The sequence below is a fragment of the Erwinia sp. Leaf53 genome (assembly GCF_001422605.1).
GTDB lineage: Bacteria > Pseudomonadota > Gammaproteobacteria > Enterobacterales > Enterobacteriaceae > Erwinia.
Map to the genome: position 1 here is coordinate 163,258 of NZ_LMLK01000026.1, position 24,217 is coordinate 187,474.

Below are 24,217 nucleotides of genomic sequence, written 5' to 3' on the forward strand. Positions count from 1 at the left end.
GGCAGGGTGTCTCAGTAACCCATACCCTTTTTGCTGTCCAGTTCGGTCTGCGCGTCGGCAGGCAGGAACAGTTTGGTTTCGGTTTTAATAATTTTCGGCGGCGCGGTGCCGTCTTTTTTCAGTTTTTCCAGCGCGTCAAACGCCGGACCGGCCATATTTGGCGTCAGCTCAACGTTGGCATTCGCCTCACCGGCCAGCATCGCTTTATAGATATCCGGCACGCCGTCGATCGATCCGGTGAGAATATCTTTGCCCGGCTTGAGGCCGGCTTCTTTGATCGCCTGAATGGCACCAATCGCCATATCGTCGTTGTGCGCGTAAACCATGCAGATGTTTTTGCCGTTGTTTTCCGCCTTGATAAAGCTCTCCATCACCTCTTTACCTTTGCTGCGGGTAAAGTCGCCGGACTGCGAGCGGATCACCTTGATATTTGGCGTGTTGGCAATCGCTTCCGCAAAGCCTTTCTTACGGTCAATCGCCACGCTGGCGCCGACGGTGCCCTGCAGTTCGACCACGTTACAAGGTTTACCGGCCTGCTCTTTTACCAGCCAGTCGCCGATCAGCTTGCCTTCCAGCACGTTATCCGCGGTGACCACCGCCTGATACAGCGATTTGTCCTTCACCACGATGGCGCGGTCCAGCAGGAACACCGGGATTTTGGCGTCTTTCGCTTCTTCCAGCACCGGTTCCCAGCCGGTTTGCACCACCGGCGCAATAAAGATGGCGTCCACGCCCTGAGCGATAAAGGAGCGTACCGCCTTGATCTGGTTCTCCTGTTTCTGCTGACCATCCGCAATCTTCAGGGTGATGCCCCGTTTCTGTGCTTCACTTTTTGCCACGCTGGTTTCTGCCGCGCGCCAGCCCGATTCGGAGCCAACCTGCGAGAAACCCACGGTCAGATTTTCAGCCATTGCCGGTACAGACAAGCTGGCACCAATTAAGGTGGATAAGAGTAAACGCTTCCACATGATCATTGTTCCTCTGATGGGATGATATCGTTCATGATTAACAGCCCTGTTAGCCTGGACTATTTAACGAATAACATTTTGGACAATGCTCACAAAATCCTGAAAAACAAATGAGTTACGCCAAGTCACCTCATTGGCTGCCGCCGGGTCATATGGAATAAACGCCTGGATGGGGAAAAAATAAGGTTAAATAATCGTAATAAACATAAGCGTTTGCGTAACGAACATTTGGTAGCGATTACAGCACCGCGTGAAGATCTGTCATTGCTTAGCGGACCATTACCGGCGCGGGCAAAAGCCAACTTTGTGAACTGCAACACACTTTGACCAGCAGGCGCGCGGCGCTCAACGCGCCGATTCGCCCAGGAAACGACGCTTTATGAAAATTTTTAACAATTTTACACTTGCCGGTCTGGACTCCGTCCGACGGCCACATATACTTGAACATTCTCATTTTTATTTCCAACCGCCACTATGACCTTTCTTGATTATCTGATGAAATTCCGCAAAGTGAGTTCAGCGGAGAGCCTGGAGAAACTGTTCGATCATCTCCACTATTCCCTGAACGATGACCGCGACATTATCCTGATGTACCGCGCCGCCGATCACCGCCGCGCCGAGCTGGCCTCCGGTGGCCGCCTGTACGATCCGGGCCGCGTGCCGAAAACGGTCTGGCATTACGTCGCGTAACCACTTTTCCGCCTGTTCCGGTAGCGCGACGACGGGTAAAACCTCTCTGGTTCTGATGATCTGCCTGCGTTTATTCCGTATAATTATCCGCTTTGCAAAACGGCAGGCAGAGCACGCCTGCGGCACTTTGCGGCTTCACTTAAGGACACCCCGTGGCTACTGACTCTAAAACGCGTATTGGCGGCTGGCTGCTGGCCCCGCTGGCCTGGCTGATCCTGACGCTGCTGACCAGCGGGCTGGTGATGACCATGTACCTGAGCGCGCTGCTCGACCCTGCTCTGCGCAACGTGCTGTTCAGCCAGGCCGGAGGCGCGTTCATTCCGTGGGCGGCCTCGCTGCTGACCTCGGCGCTGATGCTGGTCTACAGCGGCTGGCTTACCTGGCTGTTCTGTCAGCGTTCACAGCGGGTACCGCGCCATTACATTATCTGGCTGCTGCTGACGGTGCTGCTGGCGCTGAAGTCGTTCGCTTTTTCGTCGGTGACCGACGGTGCGGCCACGCGCACGCTGCTGATCGCCCTGCTGGCGGCCAGCGTGCTGGTCCCCTATTTTCGACGCTCTCAGCGGGTGAAAGCGACGTTTACCGAGCGCTGATGCTGAAAAAAACGTCAAGAATTTAATCCTGAGTGCGCTATGGATCCCCCCGTGTCAGCGGGGAGTTGTGACCTGCGCCACATTATCAGATAATATGCACCGCCCTGTGCGTGCAGGGCTGACGGTTTTACTCTCTTTATCAGGCATAACTATGACCGATTACCTGCTTCTTTTTATTGGCACAGTGCTGGTGAATAACTTCGTTCTGGTGAAGTTTCTCGGCCTCTGTCCCTTTATGGGTGTTTCCAAAAAACTGGAAACTGCGATCGGCATGGGGCTGGCCACCACCTTTGTTATCACCCTGGCGTCGATCTGCGCCTGGCTGGTGAACCACCTGATCCTGCTGCCGCTCGACCTCGTCTACCTGCGCACCATGGCCTATATCCTGGTGATCGCCGTGGTGGTGCAGTTCACCGAAATGGTGGTGCGTAAAACCAGTCCGGACCTATACCGCCTGCTGGGCATCTTCCTGCCGCTGATCACCACCAACTGCGCGGTGCTCGGCGTGCCGCTGCTTAGCGTTAACCTTAACCACAGTTTCCTGCAGGCCGCCCTGTACGGCTTCAGCGCCTCGATCGGCTTCTCGCTGGTGATGGTGCTGTTTGCCGGCATCCGTGAACGGCTGGTGCTGGCCGACGTGCCTGCGCCGTTTAAGGGCTCGTCGATCGCGCTGGTGACCGCCGGCCTGATGGCGCTGGCCTTTATGGGCTTCACCGGACTGGTGAAGTTCTGATGAGTGCGATTTGGATTGCTGTTGTCGTACTGAGCGCCCTGAGCCTGGTGTTTGGCGGCCTGCTGGGCTACGCCTCGCGCCGCTTTAAGGTGGAAGAAGACCCGATCGTTGAACAGATTGACGCCATCCTGCCGCAAAGCCAGTGCGGGCAGTGCGGCTATCCGGGCTGCAAGCCGTATGCGGATGCGGTCGGCAACAACGGTGAGATGATTAACAAGTGTGCCCCCGGCGGCGAGCAGACCATGCTCAAGCTGGCGGCGCTGCTTAACGTCGATCCGCAGCCGCTGGGCGACGAGCAGGCGAAAGAGCCGGAGCGCAAGGTGGCGTGGATCGACGAGGCCAACTGCATCGGCTGTACCAAGTGCATTCAGGCCTGCCCGGTGGACGCCATCGTCGGTGCCACCCGCGCGATGCACACCGTGCTGAGCGACGTCTGCACCGGCTGCGATCTCTGCGTTGCCCCCTGCCCGACCGACTGCATCGAGATGCGCCCGGTTGCGGCCACCACAGCTAACTGGAAATGGGATCTGCACGCTATCCCTGTCCGGGTTATTCCAGTAGAAAGCCATGTTTAATCTGTTCAAATTATTTAAGAAAGATCGTCTGTGGGACTTCGACGGCGGCATTCATCCGCCGGAGATGAAGACCCAGTCTAACGGCACGCCGCTGCGCCAGCTGCCGCTGCCCGCGCAGTTTATTCTGCCGCTGAAACAGCATATTGGAAACGAAGGCGAGATCGCCGTGCGCCCCGGCGATAAGGTGCTGCGCGGCCAGCCGCTGACCTTTGGCAACGGCCGCATGTTGCCGATCCACGCCCCCTCTTCGGGGACGGTAACGAAAATCGCCCCGCATATGACCGCGCACCCGTCGGCGCTGGCGGAGATGTGCATTTTTATCACTCCCGACGGTGAAGACCGCTGGGCTGAAAAACGCCCGATTGCCGACTACCGCCAGGCGGAGCGCAGCGAGCTGGTGGCCTGCATTCATCAGTCCGGCGTTGCCGGGCTGGGCGGGGCCGGCTTCCCGACCGGCACCAAGCTGCGCGGCGGCCTGCGCGGCGTGAATACCCTGATTATCAACGCCGCAGAGTGCGAACCCTACATCACCGCCGATGACCGTCTGATGCAGGACTGCGCCGACGAAGTACTGGAAGGCAGCCGCATCCTGGCGCATATCCTGCAGGCGGAGCGGGTGCTGATCGGTATTGAAGATAATAAGGCGGAGGCGATCGCCGCGCTGCGCCGGGCGCTGGGCGACGCGGCCGACCTGCAGATTCGGGTGATCCCGACCAAATACCCGTCCGGCGGCGCTAAGCAGCTGACAAAGATCCTCACCGGTCAGGAAGTACCGCACGGCGGGCGCTCGACCGATATCGGCGTGCTGATGCAGAACGTCGGCACCGCCTTTGCGGTGAAGCGCGCGGTGGTCGACGGCGAAGCGCTGACCGAGCGCGTGGTGACGCTGACCGGCGAGGCGGTGCAGCGCCCGGCTAACGTCTGGGCGCGCCTCGGCACCCCGGTCAGCCATCTGCTGCAGCAGGCCGGTTTTATCCCCGGCAACGAGCAGATGGTGGTGATGGGCGGCCCGCTGATGGGCTTTACCCTGCCGGCGCTGCACGTGCCGGTGGTGAAGATCACCAACTGTATACTGGCCCCTTCCGCCAGCGAGATGGGCCACAGCGAGCCGGAAAAAGGCTGCATCCGCTGCAGCGCCTGCGCCGACGCCTGCCCGGCGGGGCTGCTGCCGCAGCAGCTCTACTGGTACAGCCGCGGTGGCGATCACGATAAGGCCCGCGAGTACAATATCGCCGACTGCATCGAGTGCGGTGCCTGCGCCTACGTCTGCCCGAGTAATATTCCGCTGGTGCAGTACTACCGTCAGGAGAAGGCCGAGATTCAGGCGATCGATCTGGAATCCGAACGTAATACGCTTGCAAAAGCCCGCTTCGAAGCCCGTCAGCTGCGTCTGGAGCGCGAAAAGCTGGCGCGGGATGCAAAGCACCAGCAGGCCAAACGCAGCGCCGCCGAGCGCTCGCCGGCTGAACTGAACGCTGCGCTGGCGCGGGTGAAGGCGAAACACACCGACGCCGATGCGCCGCAGGTTACCGCTACAGCAGAACAGGAGAGCGCCGTAAGGTCAGCACAGCGCGAGGCGCGTCTGGCCGAAGCCCGCGTGCGTCAGGCCGAGCAACAGGCGGCCAGCGTACCGGTCAGCAATCAGATCGAGGATCCGCGTAAAGCCGCGGTGGCTGCCGCGCTGGCGCGTGCTAAGGCGAAGAAGGCCGCGGCAGCTGAGGGCGCGGTACCGGCTGCAGATGCAGCGGCTGAAGCGACTGTCACGGCTGCCGAACCTGCTGCTCCGGCGGCTGAAGCCGACCCGCGCAAAGCGGCTGTAGCTGCCGCAATCGCCCGCGCCAAAGCGAAGAAAGCCGCTCAGGCCGCTGAGAGCGCTGAGACAGAAGCAGACGCAGCTGCTGAATCTCCTGCCCCGGCAGAAGAAGCCGATCCGCGCAAAGCGGCCGTTGCTGCCGCAATCGCCCGTGCCAAAGCGAAAAAAGCGGCGCTGGCGGCTGAGAGCGCTGAGCCAAAAGCAGCGCCTGAAACGGCTGCCCCGGCTGACGAACCTGCTGCTCCGGTGGCAGAAACCGATCCCCGCAAGGCCGCCGTTGCTGCCGCAGTTGCCCGTGCTAAAGCGAAGAAGGCGGCGCTGGCCGCTGATAACGCGGCAGCGTCGGCAGAAGCAGCGCAGGCTGCCGCCGCCGTGGTGGCCGACGCACCTGAATCTGAAACTGAATACCCTGCGCCCGTCGACGCCGATGCGGCGCGTAAAGCTGCGGTGGCCGCCGCAATAGCGCGCGTGAAAGCGCGCAGGATGCAGCAGCCTGAGACGCAAGAGGATTAAATGGCTTTTCGAATTGCTAGTTCACCCTATACCCACAACCGCCGCAGTACCGGCACGATAATGATGCTGGTGCTGCTGGCCGCGGTGCCGGGAATAGCGGCACAGTGGTGGTACTTTGGCTGGGGAAATCTGATTCAGGTGGCGATCGCCGCCGCCGTTGGCATCGCTGCCGAGGCGGCCATTCTGCGGCTGCGCAAGCTGCCGCTGGGACCGGTGCTGAAGGATAACTCGGCGCTGCTAACCGCCCTGCTGCTGGGGATCAGCATTCCGTCGCTGGCCCCGTGGTGGATGGTGGTGATCGGTACGCTGTTCGCGGTAGTGATCTCCAAGCAGCTATACGGCGGCCTCGGGCAGAACCCGTTTAACCCGGCAATGGTTGGCTACGTGGTGCTGCTGATCTCCTTCCCGGTGCAGATGACCAGCTGGCTGCCGCCGGACGCGCTGCAGGGGATCACCCCGACCTTTGCCGATACGCTGAGTATGATCTTCCGTTTCCATACGCTGGACGGACACACCATGCAGCAGCTGCAGATCGGCATTGATGGCATCAGCCAGGCCACGCCGTTAGATAATTTCAAAACCGGGCTGCGCGCGGGCCACTCCGCTGAACAGCTGCTGGCGCAGCCGATTTACGGCGGCGTGCTGGCCGGCCTTGGCTGGCAGTGGATCAACGTCGGCTTCCTGCTGGGCGGGCTGTTCCTGCTGTGGAACAACAGCATTCGCTGGCATATCCCGGTGAGTTTTATTGCCTCGCTGGCGCTGTTTGCCACCCTCGGCTGGCTGTTTTCACCGGAAAGCCTGGTGTCGCCGATGGTGCATCTGTTCTCCGGCGCGACCATGCTCGGCGCGTTCTTTATCGCTACCGATCCGGTGACCGCCTCCACCACCAATAAGGGGCGGCTGGTGTACGGCGTGCTGATCGGCCTGCTGGTGTGGCTGATCCGCAGCTTCGGCGGCTACCCGGACGGCGTGGCGTTTGCCGTACTGCTGGCTAATATCACCGTACCGCTGATCGACTATTACACCCAGCCGCGCGTTTACGGCCACCGGAAGGAGAAGTAAATGCTGGATGCGATTCGTAAAAACGGCGTAACGCTGGCGGTGTTTGCCGCCATTACCACCGGCATGACCGCCGTGGTGAATACGGTGACCAAACCGACCATTGCCCACCAGACGGCGTTACAGCAGAAGGTGCTGCTGGACCAGGTGGTGCCGCCGGAGCTGTACAATAACGCCATTCAGAAAGAGTGTTACGTGGTGAGCAATCCGGCGCTGGGCAACGCGGCGCCGCACCATGTTTACGTGGCGCGCAAGGATGATAAGCCGGTGGCGGTGGCGATTGAAACCATCGCGCCGGACGGCTATTCCGGGGCGATTCTGATGATCGTCGGGGCCAATTTTAGCGGCACCGTCTACGGCACCCGAGTGGTGGAACACCATGAAACGCCGGGGCTGGGCGATAAAATCGAGCTGCGTATATCCGACTGGATTAACAGCTTTAACGGCCGTCAGCTGAAAGGCGCGGATGACGCGACCTTTGCGGTGAAGAAAGACGGCGGCACCTTCGATCAGTTTACCGGGGCCACCATCACCCCGCGCGCGGTTGTGAATGCGGTGAAACGCACCACGCTGTATATTGAAACCTTACCGGGGCAGCTGGCCACGCTGCCCGCCTGTGGAGACTCCAATGAGTGAAGCGAAAACCCTGCTAATCGGCGGGCTGTGGAAGAATAACTCGGCGCTGGTGCAGCTGCTCGGGCTGTGCCCGCTGCTGGCGGTGACCTCCACCGCCACTAACGCTCTCGGCCTCGGCCTGGCGACCACCCTGGTGCTGACCCTGACCAACAGCGGCATCTCGATGTCGCGCCGCTGGGTCCCCGCTGAAATTCGTATTCCGATCTACGTGATGATTATCGCTGCGGTGGTGAGCTGCGTGCAGATGCTGATTAACGCGTACGCTTACGGTCTGTATCAGTCGCTGGGGATCTTTATCCCGCTGATCGTTACCAACTGTATCGTGGTGGGCCGCGCTGAGGCGGTCGCTTCGAAGAGCAGCATTCCCCTCTCGGCGCTGGACGGCGCGGCGATTGGCCTGGGTGCCACCAGCGTGATGGTGGTACTGGGTTCAATCCGCGAAATTATCGGCAACGGCACGGTGTTTAACGGTGCCGATCAGCTGCTTGGCCCGTGGGCGCGGGTGCTGCGCATTGAGGTAGTGCACTTCGACTCACCGATGCTGCTGGCAATGCTGCCCCCGGGGGCGTTTATCGGCCTCGGCATGCTGCTGGCCGCCAAATACCTGATCGACAATAAAATGAAGCAGCGGGCGGCGCTGAAGGCGGAGCGCGAGGCCCGCGCGCTGCCGGATGGCAAGCCGGAGGCGCTGTGAATAAAGAGAAACGCGAACAGATCCTGGTACGGTTGCGCGACGATAACCCGCACCCGACCACCGAGCTGGCGTTCACCACGCCGTTCGAACTGCTGATCTCGGTGCTGCTGTCGGCGCAGGCCACCGACGTCAGCGTGAATAAAGCGACGGCGAAGCTCTACCCGGTAGCCAACACGCCGGCGGCGATCCTTGCGCTCGGCGTGGACGGCGTAAAGGAGTACATCAAAACCATCGGGCTGTTTAACGGCAAGGCCGAGAACATGATTAAGACCTGCCGCATGCTGCTGGAGCTGCACGGCGGCGAGGTGCCGGAGAACCGCGAAGCGCTGGAAGCGCTGCCGGGCGTCGGCCGCAAGACCGCTAACGTGGTGCTGAACACCGCCTTTGGCTGGCCGACGATTGCGGTGGATACGCATATTTTCCGCGTCTGTAACCGCACCCGCTTTGCGCCGGGGAAAAATGTCGACGAGGTGGAGCAGAAGCTGCTGAAGGTGGTACCGGCAGCCTTTAAGGTCGACTGCCATCACTGGCTGATCCTGCACGGCCGCTACACCTGCGTGGCGCGCAAGCCGCGCTGCGGCTCCTGCCTGATTGAGGACCTGTGCGAGTTTCCTGAGAAGGTGGAGATCGGCGCGTAACCTGGCGGACGTCTGCTCTGCTGGCTTACGTAACAGGCTTACTGTCTTACTGTCTTACTGTCTTACTGTCTTACTGTCTTACTGTCTTACTGTCTTACAGCGCATATCCTCGTTAACAGAGCTTGCCGCTTTTAACGAAAAAAAACGGGCAGGGTTAATCCCCCTGCCCGTTTTTTATTGTGCCGCCGCAGCGCTCAACGACTTACAGCGATTTAGCCAGGCGTTCTACCGCGGTGACCAGATCGGCGTCGGATACCGTTGAGTAGGAGAGACGCAGGGTGCGTTTATCCGGGGCGTCGTTGTAGAAGGCTTCGCCCGGTACGTAGACCACGCCGTTGGCCAGCGTTTTGCTCAGCCAGGCGGTGGTGTCGAATTCGTAACGGAAGCGCGCCCACAGGAACATGCCGCCTTTTGGCTGGCTGAACTCAATGTGGTCGCCCAGTTTCTCGCGCAGCGCGTTAGCCAGAATCTCCCCTTTCTTGTGGTAGAAGTCGCGCATCAGCGCGATCTGCTGCGGCAGGCGGTTCAGCGCCAGGTACTGCGCGGTGACGATCTGCGTCATCGAGTTGCTGTGAAGATCGGTAGCCTGCTTGACGATAATCGCCTTGCCCGCCAGCCACTCCGGCATCACCAGCCAGCCGATACGCAGGCCCGGGGCGAGGATCTTGGAGAGCGTAGAGGTGTAGATCACCTGGTCCGCGCAGCCCAGCTCCTTCGCGTGCTGGTAGAGGGTTTTCCAGCGGGTTTCGGTGAAGTTAATTTCGCCGTACGGGTCATCTTCAATAATGATAAAGCCGTGCTCTTTGGCCAGCGCCACTACGCGGGCGCGGCGCTCTTCGCTCAGGGTTTTGCCGCCCGGGTTGCCGAAGGTCGGCACCAGATAGACCATCTTCACCTTAGTGGTGGTCAGCAGGTCGGCCAGCTGTTCAACCAGCATGCCGTCATCGTCGGTATCAACGCTCTGAATATTGGCCTGCGCCAGCTGAAACACCTGCAGCGCGGCGAGATAGGTTGGACGCTCGACCACTACCACATCACCCGGATCCAGCAGGGTACGCGCCACGATATCCAGCGACTGCTGCGAGCCGGAGGTAATGTAGATCTCTTCGGCCGGGCAGTTTACGCCGCGCAGGCGGCACAGTTCGCTGACCGACTGGCGCAGCGGCGAATAGCCCTCGCTGAGGCCGTACTGGAAGGCATCGTTAAAATTGCCGCTCATCACCTGGCTGACCGCCAGCTCCAGCCCTTCACGGTCAAACAGTTCCGGTGCCGGAATGCCGCCGCCCAGCGAGATCACGCCCGGCAGTTTGCTGTGTTTGAGGAGTTCACGTACGGCGGAAGGTTTCAGTTCGCTGGCGCGGGTTGCAAGTTGCTGATCGTGCATTTTATTATTGTGCCTGTATCCGGTAAAAATGGGTTTATTCACTCTATTCACAACCCCAGCCCGTGGCAAGCGATGTTAATCGCACGGTGACAAAAAAAGGCATTACTTTGCATAATGTGCGGGTTACACGGCAGGCTGGCTGAGCAGTGCGATAAAGCGATCGCGCAGCGCATCCGGCCGCAGCGGGTTCCACACCAGGCCGGTGTCCCAGCGGGTGAAGGGGCCATGCAGCGGCAACATTACCACTTCCGCTGAGGCAACGGTGAGCGCACTTAGCGGCAGGATAGCCACGCCGTTGTCGCCGGCCACCAGCGCCAGCAGCGTCTGTATATCCCGCGCGTACTGCTGCACCTGCGGCTGCCGCTGATGCAGCGCCAGAAAACGGGCGATCTGCTGATTCAGGCCCGGAGCCCGTTCCTGATGCAGCGCCAGCAGCGGCAGGCGCTCAAGTACCTGATAGTCCGGCCCGTCAGCCAACGCCGTCGCCACCGATTCACGCTGCGGCCGCGCAACGGCCAGCGCCAGCGTCTCGCAGCGTAGCGACATTCCGCTCAGCGGCGGCTCCACCGGCAGGCGCATAAACCCCAGCTGCAGCGATCCGTTCAGCAGCGCAATGGCCTGCTCGGCTGAGGACATATCCTCAAGGCTGACGCTAACCTGCGGATAGTGCTGGCGAAACGCCGCTACCCGGCGCGGCGCATCGGCAATGCCGGATATTCCAAAACCGATCGCCAGCTGACCGGCCTTGCCGCTGGCGACCTCTGCCGCCAGCTGCTGCAGTTCCGCCCCCTCTTTTACCAGCTTCTGCGCTTTTTCCAGCAGCTGCTGCCCCGCAGCGGTCAGCGTTGCGCCGTGGCGACCACGGGTAAACAGGGTCACACCCCACAACAGCTCCAGCGCCTGGATGCGTTTGGTTAGCGCGGGCTGGGTCAGGCACAGCTGCTCAGCGGCGCTGCGGTAGCTGCCGGTACCGGCAAGGGTGATAAAGGCCTGTAACTGTCGGATATCCATTCTTTTCCGTTATCAAAGGCAGACGATTATTCATTATATTAACCGGTGCGCGTTAATTACAATCCCCCTCATCGCGTTAATAAGGGGATAGTTATGAGTCAGCATTTTGTATTTCTCAGTAAAGATACCACGCTGGTTCCGCAGTCGTTAAATGATGCCGATGCCGGTGAAATTATCCGTTCACTGTTGCTACAACAGTTCAGCCTGTCGCCGTTAAGGTTGCAGGCAGACAACAGCAGAGAGGCGCTGGAAAAGTACAGGGCGATGAAGTTAAAGCATAAATAACAGTAAATTATACTCATAAAAAATTAAACCTGTTCATCCCGCCTGATGCACGCAAGAGCGAATTAATGATCCCTCTACAGCAGGCATGACCTCTTTTTCTGTGGTAAATAATTAACAGCTTAGAAACTTACCCTATAAGCGGCAAAGTAAATAGCCCGGATATTTAATAACAGCTGTTCTTGTCGTTTAAGGGGGATATTTCGCCACAGGGCCAGGGTATGTGGAAGGAGGATATAAATAGGATCGCTAACGGCGGGGCTCCTTCCCCGCCGTTAGCAGTAGCCGTTAACGCGTCAGCTGATAGTAGTCCGCCGTGGAGAGCGGCAGCGGCGCTTTGCCGCGAATGGCGTCGGAGATCTTCTCGGCAATCATCACCGTTGGCGCGTTGAGGTTGCCGGTGACGATCTGCGGCATAATCGACGCATCGACCACGCGCAGGTTCTGCATGCCGTGCACCCGCCCTTCGCTGTCCACCACCGACATCTCGTCGTTGCCCATCGCGCAGCTGCCGCACGGATGGTAGGCGGTTTCCGCATGTTCGCGGATAAAGGCGTCGATCTGCTCGTCGCTCTGCACCTGGCTGCCCGGCTGCAGTTCTTCACCACAGTAGGCGGCCAGCGCGGGCTGCCGCATAATTTCCCGCGTCAGGCGCACCGCGTTACGGAACTCCACCCAGTCGCGCTCTTCAGACATATAGTTGAAGAAGATTGACGGCGCGGCGTAGGGATGTTTCGAGGTCAGCTTGATACGTCCGCGACTCATCGAGCGCATCGGGCCGACGTGAGCCTGGAAACCGTGCTGTTTTACCGGGCTGCTGCCGTTGTAGTTGATCGCTACCGGCAGGAAGTGGTACTGCAGATCCGGCCAGTCCGGCTTCTCGTCACTGCGGATAAAACCACCGGCTTCAAACTGGTTGCTGGCCCCGACGCCGGTGCCGTTGAACAGCCACTCGGCGCCGATTGCCGGCTGGTTCCACCACTGCAGCGCCGGGTAGAGGCTGACCGGCTGTTTACAGCCGTACTGCATATAGACTTCCAGGTGATCCTGCAGGTTGCGCCCGACGCCCGGCAGCGCGTGGACCACGTCAATATCCAGCTCGCGCAGCCACTCTTCCGGGCCAACGCCGGAGCGCTGCAGGATCTGCGGTGAGTTAATCGCCCCGGCGCACAGCAGCACTTCACGTTTTGCCTGAGCCTGTTCCTGTTTGCCGTGACGCCACCAGCAGACGCCGGTTGCGGTTTTACCTTCGAACAGGATGCGGTCGGTCTGCGCCTGGGTAACGATGGTCAGGTTGCTGCGCTGTTTCGCCACGTCGAGGTAGCCGCGCGCGGTGCTGGAGCGACGGCCTTTTGGCGTTACGGTGCGGTCCATCGGGCCGAAGCCGTCCTGACGGTAGCCATTAAGGTCGTCTGTTTCCGCATGCCCGGCCTGCTTCGCTGCATCGATAAAGGCGCGATACAGCGGATTGTTGCCGCTTTTCGGCGTGGTTACGCTGAGGTAACCCTCGCCGCCGTGCCAGTCGTTAGCGCCGATATCGCGCTTCTCCGCGCGGCGGAAGTACGGCAGGCAGTTAAGGTAGGACCAGTTTTCAAGACCGGGCTTTTTCGCCCAGTTATCGTAGTCCATCGCGTTACCGCGGATGTAGCACATGCCGTTAATCAGCGACGAACCGCCCAGCCCTTTACCGCGGCCGCACTCCATACGGCGGTTATCCATATGTGGTTCCGGATCGGTTTCAAAGGCCCAGTTGTAGCGTTTACCCTGCAACGGGTAAGCCAAAGCGGCTGGCATCTGGGTACGGAAGTCCCAGCGGTGATCTTTACCGCCGGCTTCCAGTAACAGTACCGATACGTCAGCATCCTCGGTCAGCCGCGTTGCCAGCACGTTCCCTGCGGAGCCGGCACCAATAATGATATAGTCGAATGTCTGCATGATTCCTCCTGGAATGTTCCGCGGCGCAAGCGCCGCGGCAGAAAATCAGAATGCGGATGGATAGTCGCCCATCTCGATCAGAACCGATTTGGTTCGCGTATAGTGGTGCAGCGTCTCGAGGCCATTTTCACGGCCAATACCGGACTGCTTATAGCCACCGACCGGCATCGGAGCCGGCGATTCACCCCAGCTGTTCACCCAGCAGATACCGGCTTCAAGCTGATGAATAACCCGGTGCGCACGGTTCAGAGACTGGGTAAACACGCCGGCCGCCAGGCCATATTCGGTGTTGTTCGCGCGTTGAATGACTTCTTCTTCGTCATCGAACGCCAGGATGCTCATTACCGGCCCGAAGATCTCCTCCTGCACGATGCGCATATCATCACGGCAGTCGGTAAACACGGTCGGTTCTACGTAGCAGCCTTTCGCCAGCGGGCCTTCGGTGATGCGGGAGCCGCCGGACAGCACGCGTGCGCCCTCCTGTTTGCCGATCTCAAGGTAGGAAACCACCTTGCGGCAGTGGGTTTCGCTGACCAGCGGACCAAAGTTCACCGCCGGATCGCGCGGGTCGCCGCAGTGGATGCCGGCCATTTTCTCCGCCAGGCGTTTTTCAAAGGCCGGCAGCAGCGAGCGCTGCACGAAGACGCGGGTGCCGTTGGTACAGACCTGGCCGCTGCTGTAGAAGTTCGCCATCATTGCGCCGTCGACCGCCCGTTCCAGTTCGGCATCGTCAAACACGATCAGCGGTGATTTGCCACCGAGCTCCATGGTCACCGACTTCAGGTTAGCCAGCGCGGCGTCAGCCATCACCCGCTTGCCGGTGTTCACTTCACCGGTAAAGGAGACCTTGGCGATCCGCGGGTGCTGGCTCAGCCCCTGACCCACGCTACCGGCACCCTGCACCACGTTAAACACGCCATCAGGCAGGCCGGCTTCGGTGAAGATGCGCGCCAGCTCGAGCACGCTCAGCGGCGTCACTTCGCTTGGCTTGAACACCATCGCGTTACCGGTGGCCAGCGCCGGGGCGCTTTTCCACAGGGCGATCTGGATCGGGTAGTTCCACGCGCCGATACCGGCACAGACGCCCAGCGGTTCGCGGCGGGTATAGACCAGCGCGCTGTCGCGCAGGGGAATGGATTGCCCCTCAACCGCCGTCGCCAGCCCGGCGTAATACTCCAGGACGTCGGCACCGGTAACGATGTCCACCGCCGCCGTTTCGCTAATCGGTTTGCCGGTATCGGCGGTTTCCAGCTCGGCCAGCTGCTGATTGCGCTCACGCAGAATAGCCACCGCTTTTAACAGTACCCGGCTGCGCTCAACCGGCGTGTAGCCGCGCCAGATGCGCTGGCCGGCCTGCGCAGAGGCAACAGCCGCATCGATATCCTGCTGGCTGGCGCCGGTGATTTCCGCCAGAACCTCGCCGTTGGCGGGATTGACGGTGGTGAAGATGTCACCCGTCCCTGCAACTTCCTGTCCGTTGATGTATAAACCACGGCGTTGTAAATCGGCCATGTTGCCTCCTTCAGTGGGTGGGCGCGCTGTTCAGCCACAGCGCAAGATTTTGGTAGCAAAGCAGGCGGGCCTGCTGCAGCCCCTGCTCCATCGGCTGAGATGCCAGCGTCATGCGCAGCCAGACGCCGTCGATCACCGCGGCCAGGCTGGCCCCGGCGGCGCGGGCCTGCTCTCTGGGCAGCACCCGACGAAACTGCGCGGTCAGGTTGGAATGCAGACGCCGATCGTTTACCCGCTGTAAACGGCGCAGTTCGGGCTGGTGCAGGCTGTCGGCCCAGAATACCAGCCAGGTTTTCAGCACCGGTACGGTAATCTGGGTGATATCGAAGTTGCCGTCGATAATCGCCCTGATGCGCGCCTCGGCGTCCGGTTCTGCCTGCTGCCGGTGGCGCTCCAACGCCTGGTAGAGGTCGGCCAGAATCTGGCGCATACAGGCGTCCAGCAGGCCGCTCTTGTCGCCAAAATAGTGGCTGACAATCCCGGTGGAGACGCCCGCCTCGCGGGCAATCAGCGCCAGGCTGGCATCCGCCAGCCCAACCCGGTCAATCACGGTCAGGGTGGCGGTAATCAACTGCGCCTGACGAATCGCTTTCATTCCAACTTTTGGCATCGCTTTATCAATTGTAGCCAGTGAATGAGAACAAGGATAACTTTTTTATATTGAACGTTCAATCAATAAAAATCCAGATGCAGATCTGATGCGCTAAGAAAAGACAAGGATTGTTCAGAGTGCAAGGGAGTCAGGGAGTCTTTTCGCGATCTCCTCCGTTAACCTGAATCGTAGGTAAGACCGGTTAAAGACGGGTGATAAGCCCTGCTCTCATAACATCGCCTTAAAAACAGTGAAAAACAGCCCTGAATATAAGTTAATAATCGGTAAAAACGCGCTTAACTCAGCATAAACTTCTTTCTTCGGGAGTATTATCACAGGTTGATGTGATAAAAATGACACGCTACCCGTCACTAAGATAACCCACCGTTAAGCAAGATTCTGACAACACCGTACAGCGGCATAACGCCATTTTTTCCAGATATAAACCTGATAAACATCTCATTTATAATATTTAAATCTGGCAAGCAGCCTGCAGCAGACCCGACTGCCCGCGGGCGAAAATCTACGCTAACCTGCGTCGTTAAAACTCCTTAACCACACCCAAAAAGCATTAAAATCTATTGCGTTGCTAAAATGACCAGATAAACCCCTTGTGTAACGACTTATTACGCACAGAAAAAAAGCTTGCCTGATGCCACTCGATAAGCGAAATTGTTCAGCGTTTTTCACATCCAATAACAAAAAGGTGAACGTGCCCGGCGCGTTATGCTGACTTAATTCCTGCCACAAAACAGGGTATGACTTTCAGAGGTACGAGTGTCAACTGCAAACAAACAACCCGAGGCGCCAAGCCTCAATGCTTTTAAGCAACCGAAAGCGTTTTATCTGATCTTCACCATCGAGCTTTGGGAACGTTTTGGCTACTACGGTCTGCAAGGGATCATGGCGGTCTACCTGGTTAAAATGCTGGGGATGTCCGAAGCCGATTCCGTGGTGCTGTTCTCCTCCTTCAGCGCGCTGGTGTACGGTATGGTCGCCATCGGCGGCTGGCTGGGTGATAAGGTTCTGGGTACCAAGCGTGTGATCGTGCTGGGTACGCTGGTGCTGGCGCTGGGCTACGGCTTAATCGCCTGGTCGGGCCATAATCTGGCGCTGGTCTATTTCGGTATGGCAACCATCGCCGTCGGTAACGGACTGTTTAAAGCCAACCCCTCTGCCCTGCTCTCCACCTGCTATGAGAAAGACGACCCGCGGCTGGATGGTGCGTTCACCATGTACTACATGTCGATCAACATCGGTTCATTTTTCTCGATGCTGGCGACACCGTGGCTGGCGGCGAAATATGGCTGGAGCGTGGCGTTCTCGCTCTCCTTCGTCGGCATGCTGATCACCCTGCTGAACTTTATGCTGTTCCGTAAAGCGGTCAGCGCCTACGGCTCTAAACCCGATTTTGCGCCGCTTAACGTTGGCAAACTGATCGCTACCCTGGCCGGCGTGGTGGTGCTGATCGTGCTGGCCTCCTGGCTGCTGCACAATCAGGGCATCGCCCGCATGGTGCTGGCACTGATCGCCGCCGGTATCGTGCTGGTGTTCTTCAAAGAGGGCCTGGCGCTGAAGGGCGCGGCGCGGCGTAAGATGATTGTCGCCTTCCTGCTGATGCTGGAAGCGATCGTGTTCTTTGTGCTGTATATGCAGATGCCGACCTCGCTGAACTTCTTCGCCATCCGCAACGTCGAGCACAGCATTCTCGGCATCACCTTCCAGCCGGAGCAGTTCCAGGCGCTTAACCCGTTCTGGATTATGATCTTCAGCCCGCTCCTCGCCGCACTGTACAACAAAATGGGCGACCGCCTGCCGATGCCACATAAGTTTGCCGTCGGGATGGTGCTGTGTTCGGCCGCCTTCCTGGTGCTGCCGCTGGGGGCCAGCTTCGCCAGCCAGCAGGGCATCGTGTCGGTAAACTGGCTGATCCTCAGCTACGGCCTGCAGAGCATCGGCGAACTGATGATCTCCGGCCTCGGCCTGGCGATGGTAGCGCAGCTGGTGCCACAGCGTCTGATGGGCTTTATCATGGGTTCATGGTTCCTGACCACCGCCGGCGCGGCGATGGTGGCCGGTAAGGTCGCCAGCCTGATGGCGGTGCCGGAAGATATCACCGATCCCCTGCTGTCTCTGCACACCTACGGCGACGTGTTCCTGAAGATCGGTATCGTGACCGGCGCGATTGCGGTCCTGATGCTGTTAACCGCTCCTAAGCTGAACCGTATGACCCAGGGTCAGTAAGCGCTGTAAACCACAGGGTGGGCCGCTGAGGCTCACCCTTTTTACGATAAACCGCGATCTGACCCTCGCCCCACGCTGACATTTTCCCCCCGCCGCAGTAAGATAAAAACAGTTTACGTCCCCTCATCTCAGGAGAACGCAATGAAGCTGTTCTGTAAGCCCGGCGCCTGTTCGCTGTCCCCTCATATTATCCTGCGCGAAACCGGCCTCGATTTCTCGCTGGTCAACGTTGATTTACAGACTAAAAAGACCGAACAGGGTGAAGATTACCTGCGCATCAACCCTAAAGGCCAGGTGCCCGCTCTGCTGCTGAATGATGGTTCTCTGCTGACAGAAGGCGTGGCCATCGTGCAGTATCTGGCCGATCTGAAAAGCGACCGCCAGCTGCTGGCCCCGGCCGGTAGCCTGACGCGTTACCATACGCTGGAGTGGCTGAACTATATCGCCACCGAACTGCATAAAGGGTTCAGCCCGCTGTTCCGCCCAACCACGCCGGAAGAGTATAAAACCCTTAGCCGCCAGCAGTTGCTGCAAAAGTTCAGCTATGTCAATAACGAACTGAATGAGAAACAGTGGCTGATGGGGCTGCGCTTTACCGTCGCCGACGCCTATCTGTTTACCGTCACCCGCTGGGCGCAGGCGGTAAAACTGGATTTGAGCGGTCTGGATGCGTTAAACGCCTGGTTTGAACGGGTGGCGGCGCGCCCGGCGGTCATGGCGGCACTGAAGGCGGAAGGCCTGAACTGAGTGACGAAAGCCGGGCCCGGATGAATAACGTGCGGATCGGCTGCAGATAGCCAGGCGGAACGGCAGCCGTTGATTAGCGGTTGCTGGTGTGAAGTGACACCGTTGAATCAGATGGCTGTAATCTTCGCGGCTGGCTGTCGTTGAAAAAGGTGGCTGTTATCTTCACGGCTGGCTATCGTTGAGTCAGGCTGCCGTTAACTGCGCGTAGTTAAGCACTGCATCGGGCAGAGCCACGCTGCTCTGCCCTGCTTTAATTACAGCTTCACCGCGGCGAAATGCTGCTGCGGCTCGGCAATCGCCTGCTGAGCTGCCACCAGCTGCAGCTCATACTCACCCATCTGATGGGTTTTCAGCATCACTTCATACACCGCAGCGGTCACGTGCTCCAGCGCCTGCTGTAGCGACAGGCCGTGCAGCAGATCCACCAGCAGCAGGCCGCTGGTCAGATCGCCAACGCCGACCGGCTGACGCACGCCAAAGTCGATCAGCGGCCGGCTGATATGCCAGGCTTCATCTTTGGTCACCAGCAGCATCTCAAAGCGATCGCTTCGGTAGCCCGCGCGCGCCAGGTGTTTCACCAGCACCACTTTCGGCCCTTTGGCGATCAGCTCGCGGCAGACGGCCACCGCCTGTTCCGGGTCAGCCACCTCGTGGCCGCTGAGCATCTCCAGCTCCAGCAGGTTTGGCGCAATAATGTCGCTGGCCGGCAGCGAGGCGTTGGCGTGAAACTCCGCCACCCCCGGCGCCACGATGCAGCCCTTCTCCGGGTGGCCCATAACCGGATCGCAGAAGTACCATGCATCCGGGTTGGCCGCCTTGACCATCCTGACGATCTCCAGGATCGCTTCACCCTGTTCGGCCGAGCCGAGGTAACCGCTGAGTACCGCGTTGCAGGTTTTCAGGCGGTCAATGTCGCCGATACCGCGGGCGATATCGGTCAGATGGCTGGCCGGCATTACCGATCCGGTCCAGTGCCCGTACTGGGTGTGGTTGGAAAACTGCACGGTGTTCAGCGGCCAAACGTTTGCGCCCATGCGGCGCATCGGAAATTCAGAGGCGCTGTTGCCCGCGTGACCAAACACGGTGTGCGACTGGATGGAGAGAATATTTTTCATCATCACGACCTTTCTTGCCAATAAAAAAAGCCGGGCGAACCGGCTTCAGAGGGCGAGGCGGGCTCGCCCACACTGTTTTTATTTCCAGCAGACTAAGCTGTAGTTCTTTTTACCGCGGCGCAGCACCGTGTACTGGCCAAACAGGCGGTCGGCGTCGCTGAAACCGTATTCGCTGTTGGTCTGCAGTTCACCGTTGATGCTGACCGATTTGGCGTCGATCAACTTACGCGCCTGGCCACGTGATGGCGCCAGATCGGCGTCAACCAGCGCCTGCTGCAGATCCTGACCGGCTTCCAGCGTCACGCTCGGCATGCCGTCCTGCGCCAGCTGCGCAAGATCCTGTTCGTTCAGTTCCGCCACGCTGCCGGCAAACAGGCTCTGGGTGATACGCTGTGCGGCGGTCAGGCCGGCGTCGCCGTGCACCAGACGGGTAACCAGCTCGGCCAGCACGTACTGCGCACGCGGGGCCTTGCCGCTGTTTTTGTCTTCCTCTTCCAGCGCATTGATCTCTTCAATGCTCATAAAGGTGAAGAATTTCAGGAAGCGGTAGACGTCAGCGTCGGCGGTGTTGATCCAGAACTGGTAGAACTTGTACGGGCTGGTTTTCTTCGCATCCAGCCATACCGCGCCGCCTTCGGTTTTACCAAATTTGGTGCCGTCTGACTTGGTGATCAACGGAACGGTCAGGCCAAACACCTGGTTCTGATGCAGGCGACGGGTCAGGTCGATACCGGAGGTGATGTTGCCCCACTGGTCGGAACCGCCGATCTGCAGCACCACGTTGTGGCGCTCGTTCAGGCAGGCAAAGTCATAGCCCTGCAGCAGGTTGTAGGAGAATTCAGTAAACGAGATCCCCTGGTCATCACGGTTCAGGCGCTGCTTGACCGCTTCTTTGTTAATCATCTGGTTAACAGAGAAGTGCTTACCGATATCGCGCAGGAAGGTCAGCACGCTCATGCCGCCAAACCAGTCATAGTTGTTGGCCGCGATAGCGCTGTTTTTCTGGTCGTTGAAGTTCAGGAAGGGTGCAACCTGCTGGCGAATCTTCTCCACCCACTCGTTAACCGTATCGGCGGTGTTCAGCTTACGCTCAGCGGCTTTGAAGCTCGGGTCACCGATCAGGCCGGTGGCTCCGCCAACCAGTGCCACCGGCGTGTGGCCGGCGTCCTGGAAGCGCTTCAGGCAAAGCAAAGGCACCAGATGCCCCAAATGCAAGCTGTCGGCGGTCGGGTCGAAGCCGCAATAGAGAGCAATTGGCCCCTGCGCCAGTCGCTCTGCTAACGCTTCCTCGTCCGTTACCTGGGCGACAAGGCCCCGCTCTTGCAATTGTTTGATCAGGTTACTGCTGGCCATCTAAGACTCCATATAAAAAAAGTCTGCACCTAAGCTGGTACACAGCTTTCCGCTCTGCGCGGAGAGAAAAAATAGGGTTATAGAATAAGGCGCTGGGAGATTGCGATCCAGCGCTTAACGGCATTATTTCGCGTTTTCAGGGTGCAAGGCGGTCAATTTGCCACGACTCGCCACTGCGCTGGTAGAAAAAGCGGTCATGTAAACGGTGAGAACCGCCCTGCCAGAACTCCATCGAGTCAATTTTGATGCGGTAGCCACCCCAGAAGCTCGGCAATGGCACCTCGCCCTGCTGGAATTTTTGCTTAATTTCAAGGAATTTAGCCTCCAGCACGCCGCGGGCGGAGATGCGGCTCGACTGCTTCGATACCCAGGCCCCCAACTGGCTGTCACGCGGGCGGCTGTGGAAGTACTTCACCACTTCCAGCATCGACAGGCGCTCAACGCTGCCCAGCACCATCACCTGACGCTCCAGCATATGCCAGGGGAACAGCAGGCTGATGCGGGGATTTTTCTCCAGATGCTGCGCCTTGCGGCTGCCGAGGTTGGTGTAGAAGACCATGCCCTGCTGGTCAAAGTGCTTGAGCAGCACGATGCGCTGATACGGCTGCCCCTGCTCATCCACCGTCGCCACGCTCATGGCCGACGGGTCCGGCAGCTGCGCGTCTACCGCCTGCTGAAACCACTGTTCGAACAGGGCCAGCGGGTCGGCCGGGAGATCGTTACGGCGCAGTCCGCCACGGGTGTATTCGCGACGTAAATGGGCAATCTGTTGCAGATGATCACTGTCACTCATGGTTCAGGCTTCTGTACTGGCGGGGCACGCGGCCCCGGGGTTAGCAATTAACTGCCGGGCTGCAGCCGACAGTCGTCGATGATAATTTTATCGTTGCGCTCAACGAAGGCGGTGTCGCCTTTCGACCAGAAAACATAGTGGCCGTCGCTGTAGCGGGTGCCGGACGCGGCCACCTGCTGTTTCAGAGTCAGCGGGTTGCCGTCGAGGATCAGGTTAACCTCTTCGCGCGCGCGGTCGAGCTTCACGGTGAGCGGCAGCGTACCGCAGGTGTAATGCAGGGTTTTCACCGGCTGGGATTCGCCGTGTTGAAAATAGCTGCAGCCGGACAGGGTCAACAGCGCCGCCACCATCATTCCGTTCTTCATCGTCTTCTCCTGGTTACGTTAGGTTCACCCGGCAGGGTAAAACGTCCCGTCGGCCGATTGCAATCAGCGGATTGGAGAATTCGCCGGGAAAATGGCTCCGATGATGCTGGCTTCGCGCGCCCCGGTCACCGACGGCAGATTACCCGGTAAGCCGCTCAGCGTGCGCCACGCCAGCCATGCAAAGGCCAGCGCTTCCATGTCATCACCGCTGATGCCGGCCTGGTCGGTGGTATTGACCTCGGTGCCGGTCAGCCGCGCCGCCAGCCGCGACATCAGCAGCGGATTGCGTGCTCCACCGCCGCACACCAGCAGCCGATCGCAGCCGCCGCTGAGCAGCACCTGGTCGGCGATGGAGGCCGCGGTCAGTTCCACCAGCGTGGCCTGCACATCCTGCGCCGCCACGCCGGGAAACGCCGCCAGCTGCTGCTCCAGCCAGCCGGCATTAAAGTATTCACGGCCGGTGCTTTTCGGCGCGCGCAGGGCAAAATAGGGGTCGCGAAGCATCTGCTGCAACAGCGGCTGCACCACCTGCCCGCCGCGGCCCCACTGCCCGTCCCGATCGTAGGGCTGCTGCTGCTGCTGCCAGATCCAGGCGTCCATCAACATGTTGCCCGGCCCGGTGTCAAACCCGCGCAGCGGCTGGTCAGGAAGCAGCAGGGACAGGTTAGCGATGCCGCCAATGTTCAGCACCATCCGCCGTTCGTCCGGGTGCATCAGGATCGCATGGTGGAAGGCCGGCACCAGCGGCGCGCCCTGGCCGCCCAGCGCCATATCGCGACGGCGGAAGTCACCGACTACGGTAATGCCGGTCGCCGCCGCAATCTGGTTATTGTCACCGATCTGCAGCGTATTCGGGGCGTCGCCCTGCGGCTCGTGCCAGACGGTTTGCCCGTGGCAGCCGATGGCGGTGATATCCTCCGCCGTCAGCCGCTGCTGCTTCATCAGCGCCAGCACCGCCTCGGCAAACAGCTGCCCCAGCCGGGTGTCCAGCTGGCCAAGCTGCGAGAGCGTCAGCATCTGTCCCTGGGAGATCGCCAGGATTTGCTGGCGCAGCGCCAGCGGAATCGGATGGCAGTAGCTGGCCTGCTGCGCCACCATCTGCGGGTCAATCGCCGCCAGCACCACGTCCACCCCGTCCAGGCTGGTGCCTGACATCACCCCGATATAACGTCCTGATTTCATACCGTCACCTTACCCGATCATGAGGCCAATAAGTCTTACCGCCAGCGTGACAAAAAACTGCATCCAATTCCATGACTTACTAATGTATTTTTGGAGTTATACCGAATAAATACGCGCCGGTCACAATAATGGCAACGATTGATTTGGCGTTTAACCGCCGCAGGCTAGAGTTTCTTCGCTGTTTTTCAATTCTGATAGTGAGAAACATCCGGCTTGTAACATATAATAAAGCTATCTTCCGCTGCCTGACCTGACCGTTTGCAGCATCTGCAACACATAGGAGTTTTACAATGATGAAGCGTTTTTTGATCGTGGCAGTTGCCGGGATGACGCTGGCTGGCTGTGCGAATAACGACACGCTGTCGGGTGATGTGTACAGCGCCTCTGAAGCCAAACAGGTCCAGAGCGTCAGCTACGGTACCCTGGTTTCCGTCCGTCCGGTGCAGATTCAGGGCGGTGAAGAGAACAATGTGATTGGCGCTATCGGCGGTGCGGTGCTGGGTGGTTTCCTCGGTAACACCATTGGCGGCGGCACCGGCCGCAGCCTGGCTACCGCTGCGGGCGCGGTAGCCGGTGGCGTTGCGGGCCAGGGCGTGCAGGGTTCGATGAACAAGAGCCAGGGCGTAGAGCTGGAAATTCGTAAAGACGACGGCAACACCATTATGGTGGTGCAGAAGCAGGCCGCCAGCCGCTATGCGGTCGGTCAGCGTGTGGCGATGGCCTCTAACGGCAGCCAGATCACCGTCTCGCCGCGTTAAGCTCCCGCTTCGCGTTAAGGATAAGAAAAAAC

24 protein-coding genes are annotated in these 24,217 nt (G+C 59.5%); 13 read left to right on the forward strand and 11 right to left on the reverse strand.

What is annotated here, in order from left to right; genetic code table 11:
- Positions 1 to 11 precede the first annotated feature (11 nt).
- Positions 12 to 968: a galactofuranose ABC transporter, galactofuranose-binding protein YtfQ gene (gene ytfQ / locus ASF13_RS21540; protein ID WP_056241587.1), complete on the reverse strand. Its 957-nt coding sequence runs from the start codon at positions 966 to 968 to the stop codon at positions 12 to 14.
- Between the two features lie 474 nt (positions 969 to 1,442).
- Between ytfQ and ydgT the strand changes: the two genes are divergently transcribed.
- From ydgT to nth, 9 genes are all read left to right on the forward strand, one after another.
- Entirely contained in the window at positions 1,443 to 1,658 is a 216-nt protein-coding gene (gene ydgT / locus ASF13_RS21545) for a transcription modulator YdgT (RefSeq protein ID WP_056241589.1), read from the forward strand.
- 152 nt (positions 1,659 to 1,810) lie between these two features.
- Positions 1,811 to 2,251 (forward strand): DUF2569 domain-containing protein, encoded by a 441-nt coding sequence (locus tag ASF13_RS21550; protein WP_056241592.1) that lies wholly within the window; start codon positions 1,811 to 1,813, stop codon positions 2,249 to 2,251.
- 151 nt (positions 2,252 to 2,402) lie between these two features.
- On the forward strand, positions 2,403 to 2,984 hold the full coding sequence (gene rsxA, locus ASF13_RS21555) for an electron transport complex subunit RsxA (protein ID WP_056241594.1): 582 nt from the start codon (positions 2,403 to 2,405) through the stop codon (positions 2,982 to 2,984).
- Positions 2,984 to 3,559 (forward strand): electron transport complex subunit RsxB, encoded by a 576-nt coding sequence (rsxB, locus tag ASF13_RS21560; RefSeq protein WP_056241597.1) that lies wholly within the window; start codon positions 2,984 to 2,986, stop codon positions 3,557 to 3,559. Before rsxA ends, rsxB begins: the two co-directional genes overlap by 1 nt.
- Positions 3,552 to 5,885, forward strand: coding sequence for an electron transport complex subunit RsxC (gene rsxC, locus ASF13_RS21565; protein ID WP_056241600.1), 2,334 nt, complete (start codon positions 3,552 to 3,554; stop codon positions 5,883 to 5,885). The genes rsxB and rsxC overlap by 8 nt, the downstream gene beginning before the upstream one ends.
- Entirely contained in the window at positions 5,886 to 6,947 is a 1,062-nt protein-coding gene (gene rsxD, locus ASF13_RS21570; RefSeq protein WP_056241603.1) for an electron transport complex subunit RsxD, read from the forward strand. It begins immediately after the preceding gene.
- A complete protein-coding gene (gene rsxG, locus ASF13_RS21575) occupies positions 6,948 to 7,580 on the forward strand; it encodes an electron transport complex subunit RsxG (protein WP_056241606.1) in 633 nt (210 codons plus the stop codon).
- A complete protein-coding gene (locus ASF13_RS21580; protein WP_056241608.1) occupies positions 7,573 to 8,274 on the forward strand; it encodes an electron transport complex subunit E in 702 nt (233 codons plus the stop codon). Before rsxG ends, ASF13_RS21580 begins: the two co-directional genes overlap by 8 nt.
- The gene (gene nth / locus ASF13_RS21585) at positions 8,271 to 8,912 is read left to right on the forward strand and encodes an endonuclease III (protein WP_056241611.1); all 642 of its coding nucleotides are present in this window, start codon (positions 8,271 to 8,273) and stop codon (positions 8,910 to 8,912) included. Before ASF13_RS21580 ends, nth begins: the two co-directional genes overlap by 4 nt.
- Before the next feature lie 202 nt (positions 8,913 to 9,114).
- Here nth and ASF13_RS21590 read toward each other — a convergent pair whose 3' ends face one another.
- Complete coding sequence (locus ASF13_RS21590; protein WP_056241613.1) at positions 9,115 to 10,296, reverse strand: PLP-dependent aminotransferase family protein; 1,182 nt, start codon at positions 10,294 to 10,296, stop codon at positions 9,115 to 9,117.
- Between the two features lie 123 nt (positions 10,297 to 10,419).
- Positions 10,420 to 11,307 carry a LysR family transcriptional regulator gene (locus tag ASF13_RS21595; protein ID WP_056241615.1) on the reverse strand — a complete coding sequence of 296 codons (888 nt, stop codon included), beginning with the start codon at positions 11,305 to 11,307 and terminating at the stop codon, positions 10,420 to 10,422.
- A gap of 93 nt (positions 11,308 to 11,400) precedes the next feature.
- Between ASF13_RS21595 and ASF13_RS21600 the strand changes: the two genes are divergently transcribed.
- Positions 11,401 to 11,592 carry a hypothetical protein gene (locus tag ASF13_RS21600; protein ID WP_056241618.1) on the forward strand — a complete coding sequence of 64 codons (192 nt, stop codon included), beginning with the start codon at positions 11,401 to 11,403 and terminating at the stop codon, positions 11,590 to 11,592.
- A 285-nt stretch (positions 11,593 to 11,877) separates the two neighbouring features.
- Here the strand turns inward: ASF13_RS21600 and betA are convergent, their stop codons facing one another.
- The 3 genes from betA to betI are packed head-to-tail and all read right to left on the reverse strand — an operon-like array spanning position 11,878 to position 15,646.
- Positions 11,878 to 13,524 (reverse strand): choline dehydrogenase, encoded by a 1,647-nt coding sequence (gene betA, locus ASF13_RS21605; RefSeq protein ID WP_056241620.1) that lies wholly within the window; start codon positions 13,522 to 13,524, stop codon positions 11,878 to 11,880.
- A gap of 45 nt (positions 13,525 to 13,569) precedes the next feature.
- Complete coding sequence (betB, locus tag ASF13_RS21610) at positions 13,570 to 15,036, reverse strand: betaine-aldehyde dehydrogenase (protein WP_056241623.1); 1,467 nt, start codon at positions 15,034 to 15,036, stop codon at positions 13,570 to 13,572.
- A gap of 10 nt (positions 15,037 to 15,046) precedes the next feature.
- A complete protein-coding gene (betI, locus tag ASF13_RS21615) occupies positions 15,047 to 15,646 on the reverse strand; it encodes a transcriptional regulator BetI (protein WP_056241625.1) in 600 nt (199 codons plus the stop codon).
- Between the two features lie 759 nt (positions 15,647 to 16,405).
- On the opposite strand from betI, the gene dtpA reads away from it, so the two are divergent.
- Both dtpA and gstA read left to right on the forward strand, forming a co-directional pair.
- The gene (gene dtpA / locus ASF13_RS21620; RefSeq protein WP_056241628.1) at positions 16,406 to 17,872 is read left to right on the forward strand and encodes a dipeptide/tripeptide permease DtpA; all 1,467 of its coding nucleotides are present in this window, start codon (positions 16,406 to 16,408) and stop codon (positions 17,870 to 17,872) included.
- A 141-nt stretch (positions 17,873 to 18,013) separates the two neighbouring features.
- Positions 18,014 to 18,619 (forward strand): glutathione transferase GstA, encoded by a 606-nt coding sequence (gstA, locus tag ASF13_RS21625; protein ID WP_056241631.1) that lies wholly within the window; start codon positions 18,014 to 18,016, stop codon positions 18,617 to 18,619.
- A gap of 254 nt (positions 18,620 to 18,873) precedes the next feature.
- On the opposite strand, the gene pdxY is transcribed toward gstA, so the two are convergent.
- The 5 genes from pdxY to anmK all read right to left on the reverse strand — a co-directional run bounded on the left by pdxY (position 18,874) and on the right by anmK (position 23,427).
- Positions 18,874 to 19,734, reverse strand: coding sequence for a pyridoxal kinase PdxY (gene pdxY / locus ASF13_RS21630; protein ID WP_056241782.1), 861 nt, complete (start codon positions 19,732 to 19,734; stop codon positions 18,874 to 18,876).
- A gap of 78 nt (positions 19,735 to 19,812) precedes the next feature.
- A complete protein-coding gene (gene tyrS / locus ASF13_RS21635) occupies positions 19,813 to 21,087 on the reverse strand; it encodes a tyrosine--tRNA ligase (RefSeq protein WP_056241634.1) in 1,275 nt (424 codons plus the stop codon).
- 136 nt (positions 21,088 to 21,223) lie between these two features.
- Positions 21,224 to 21,880 (reverse strand): pyridoxamine 5'-phosphate oxidase, encoded by a 657-nt coding sequence (gene pdxH, locus ASF13_RS21640; RefSeq protein ID WP_056241637.1) that lies wholly within the window; start codon positions 21,878 to 21,880, stop codon positions 21,224 to 21,226.
- Between the two features lie 47 nt (positions 21,881 to 21,927).
- Positions 21,928 to 22,245 carry an MliC family protein gene (locus tag ASF13_RS21645; protein ID WP_056241643.1) on the reverse strand — a complete coding sequence of 106 codons (318 nt, stop codon included), beginning with the start codon at positions 22,243 to 22,245 and terminating at the stop codon, positions 21,928 to 21,930.
- Between the two features lie 63 nt (positions 22,246 to 22,308).
- On the reverse strand, positions 22,309 to 23,427 hold the full coding sequence (gene anmK, locus ASF13_RS21650; protein WP_056241646.1) for an anhydro-N-acetylmuramic acid kinase: 1,119 nt from the start codon (positions 23,425 to 23,427) through the stop codon (positions 22,309 to 22,311).
- Positions 23,428 to 23,717: 290 nt separating this feature from the next.
- On the opposite strand from anmK, the gene slyB reads away from it, so the two are divergent.
- Positions 23,718 to 24,185: an outer membrane lipoprotein SlyB gene (gene slyB / locus ASF13_RS21655; protein WP_056241650.1), complete on the forward strand. Its 468-nt coding sequence runs from the start codon at positions 23,718 to 23,720 to the stop codon at positions 24,183 to 24,185.
- The last annotated feature ends 32 nt before the right edge of the window (positions 24,186 to 24,217 follow it).

What these genes read in the sequence shown, in the direction of transcription:
- rsxD (WP_056241603.1), top strand. Translation starts at nt 5,886, where the DNA reads ATGGCTTTTCGAATTGCTAGTTCACCCTATACCCACAACCGCCGCAGT.
- ASF13_RS21645 (WP_056241643.1), bottom strand. Translation starts at nt 22,245, where the DNA reads ATGAAGAACGGAATGATGGTGGCGGCGCTGTTGACCCTGTCCGGCTGC.
- slyB (WP_056241650.1), top strand. Translation starts at nt 23,718, where the DNA reads ATGATGAAGCGTTTTTTGATCGTGGCAGTTGCCGGGATGACGCTGGCT.
- ASF13_RS21580 (WP_056241608.1), top strand. Translation starts at nt 7,573, where the DNA reads ATGAGTGAAGCGAAAACCCTGCTAATCGGCGGGCTGTGGAAGAATAAC.
- ASF13_RS21595 (WP_056241615.1), bottom strand. Translation starts at nt 11,307, where the DNA reads ATGGATATCCGACAGTTACAGGCCTTTATCACCCTTGCCGGTACCGGC.
- ASF13_RS21590 (WP_056241613.1), bottom strand. Translation starts at nt 10,296, where the DNA reads ATGCACGATCAGCAACTTGCAACCCGCGCCAGCGAACTGAAACCTTCC.
- rsxB (WP_056241597.1), top strand. Translation starts at nt 2,984, where the DNA reads ATGAGTGCGATTTGGATTGCTGTTGTCGTACTGAGCGCCCTGAGCCTG.
- ytfQ (WP_056241587.1), bottom strand. Translation starts at nt 968, where the DNA reads ATGTGGAAGCGTTTACTCTTATCCACCTTAATTGGTGCCAGCTTGTCT.
- gstA (WP_056241631.1), top strand. Translation starts at nt 18,014, where the DNA reads ATGAAGCTGTTCTGTAAGCCCGGCGCCTGTTCGCTGTCCCCTCATATT.
- rsxC (WP_056241600.1), top strand. Translation starts at nt 3,552, where the DNA reads ATGTTTAATCTGTTCAAATTATTTAAGAAAGATCGTCTGTGGGACTTC.
- tyrS (WP_056241634.1), bottom strand. Translation starts at nt 21,087, where the DNA reads ATGGCCAGCAGTAACCTGATCAAACAATTGCAAGAGCGGGGCCTTGTC.
- ydgT (WP_056241589.1), top strand. Translation starts at nt 1,443, where the DNA reads ATGACCTTTCTTGATTATCTGATGAAATTCCGCAAAGTGAGTTCAGCG.
- pdxY (WP_056241782.1), bottom strand. Translation starts at nt 19,734, where the DNA reads ATGAAAAATATTCTCTCCATCCAGTCGCACACCGTGTTTGGTCACGCG.
- ASF13_RS21600 (WP_056241618.1), top strand. Translation starts at nt 11,401, where the DNA reads ATGAGTCAGCATTTTGTATTTCTCAGTAAAGATACCACGCTGGTTCCG.
- anmK (WP_056241646.1), bottom strand. Translation starts at nt 23,427, where the DNA reads ATGAAATCAGGACGTTATATCGGGGTGATGTCAGGCACCAGCCTGGAC.
- rsxG (WP_056241606.1), top strand. Translation starts at nt 6,948, where the DNA reads ATGCTGGATGCGATTCGTAAAAACGGCGTAACGCTGGCGGTGTTTGCC.
- betI (WP_056241625.1), bottom strand. Translation starts at nt 15,646, where the DNA reads ATGCCAAAAGTTGGAATGAAAGCGATTCGTCAGGCGCAGTTGATTACC.
- betB (WP_056241623.1), bottom strand. Translation starts at nt 15,036, where the DNA reads ATGGCCGATTTACAACGCCGTGGTTTATACATCAACGGACAGGAAGTT.
- pdxH (WP_056241637.1), bottom strand. Translation starts at nt 21,880, where the DNA reads ATGAGTGACAGTGATCATCTGCAACAGATTGCCCATTTACGTCGCGAA.
- betA (WP_056241620.1), bottom strand. Translation starts at nt 13,524, where the DNA reads ATGCAGACATTCGACTATATCATTATTGGTGCCGGCTCCGCAGGGAAC.
- rsxA (WP_056241594.1), top strand. Translation starts at nt 2,403, where the DNA reads ATGACCGATTACCTGCTTCTTTTTATTGGCACAGTGCTGGTGAATAAC.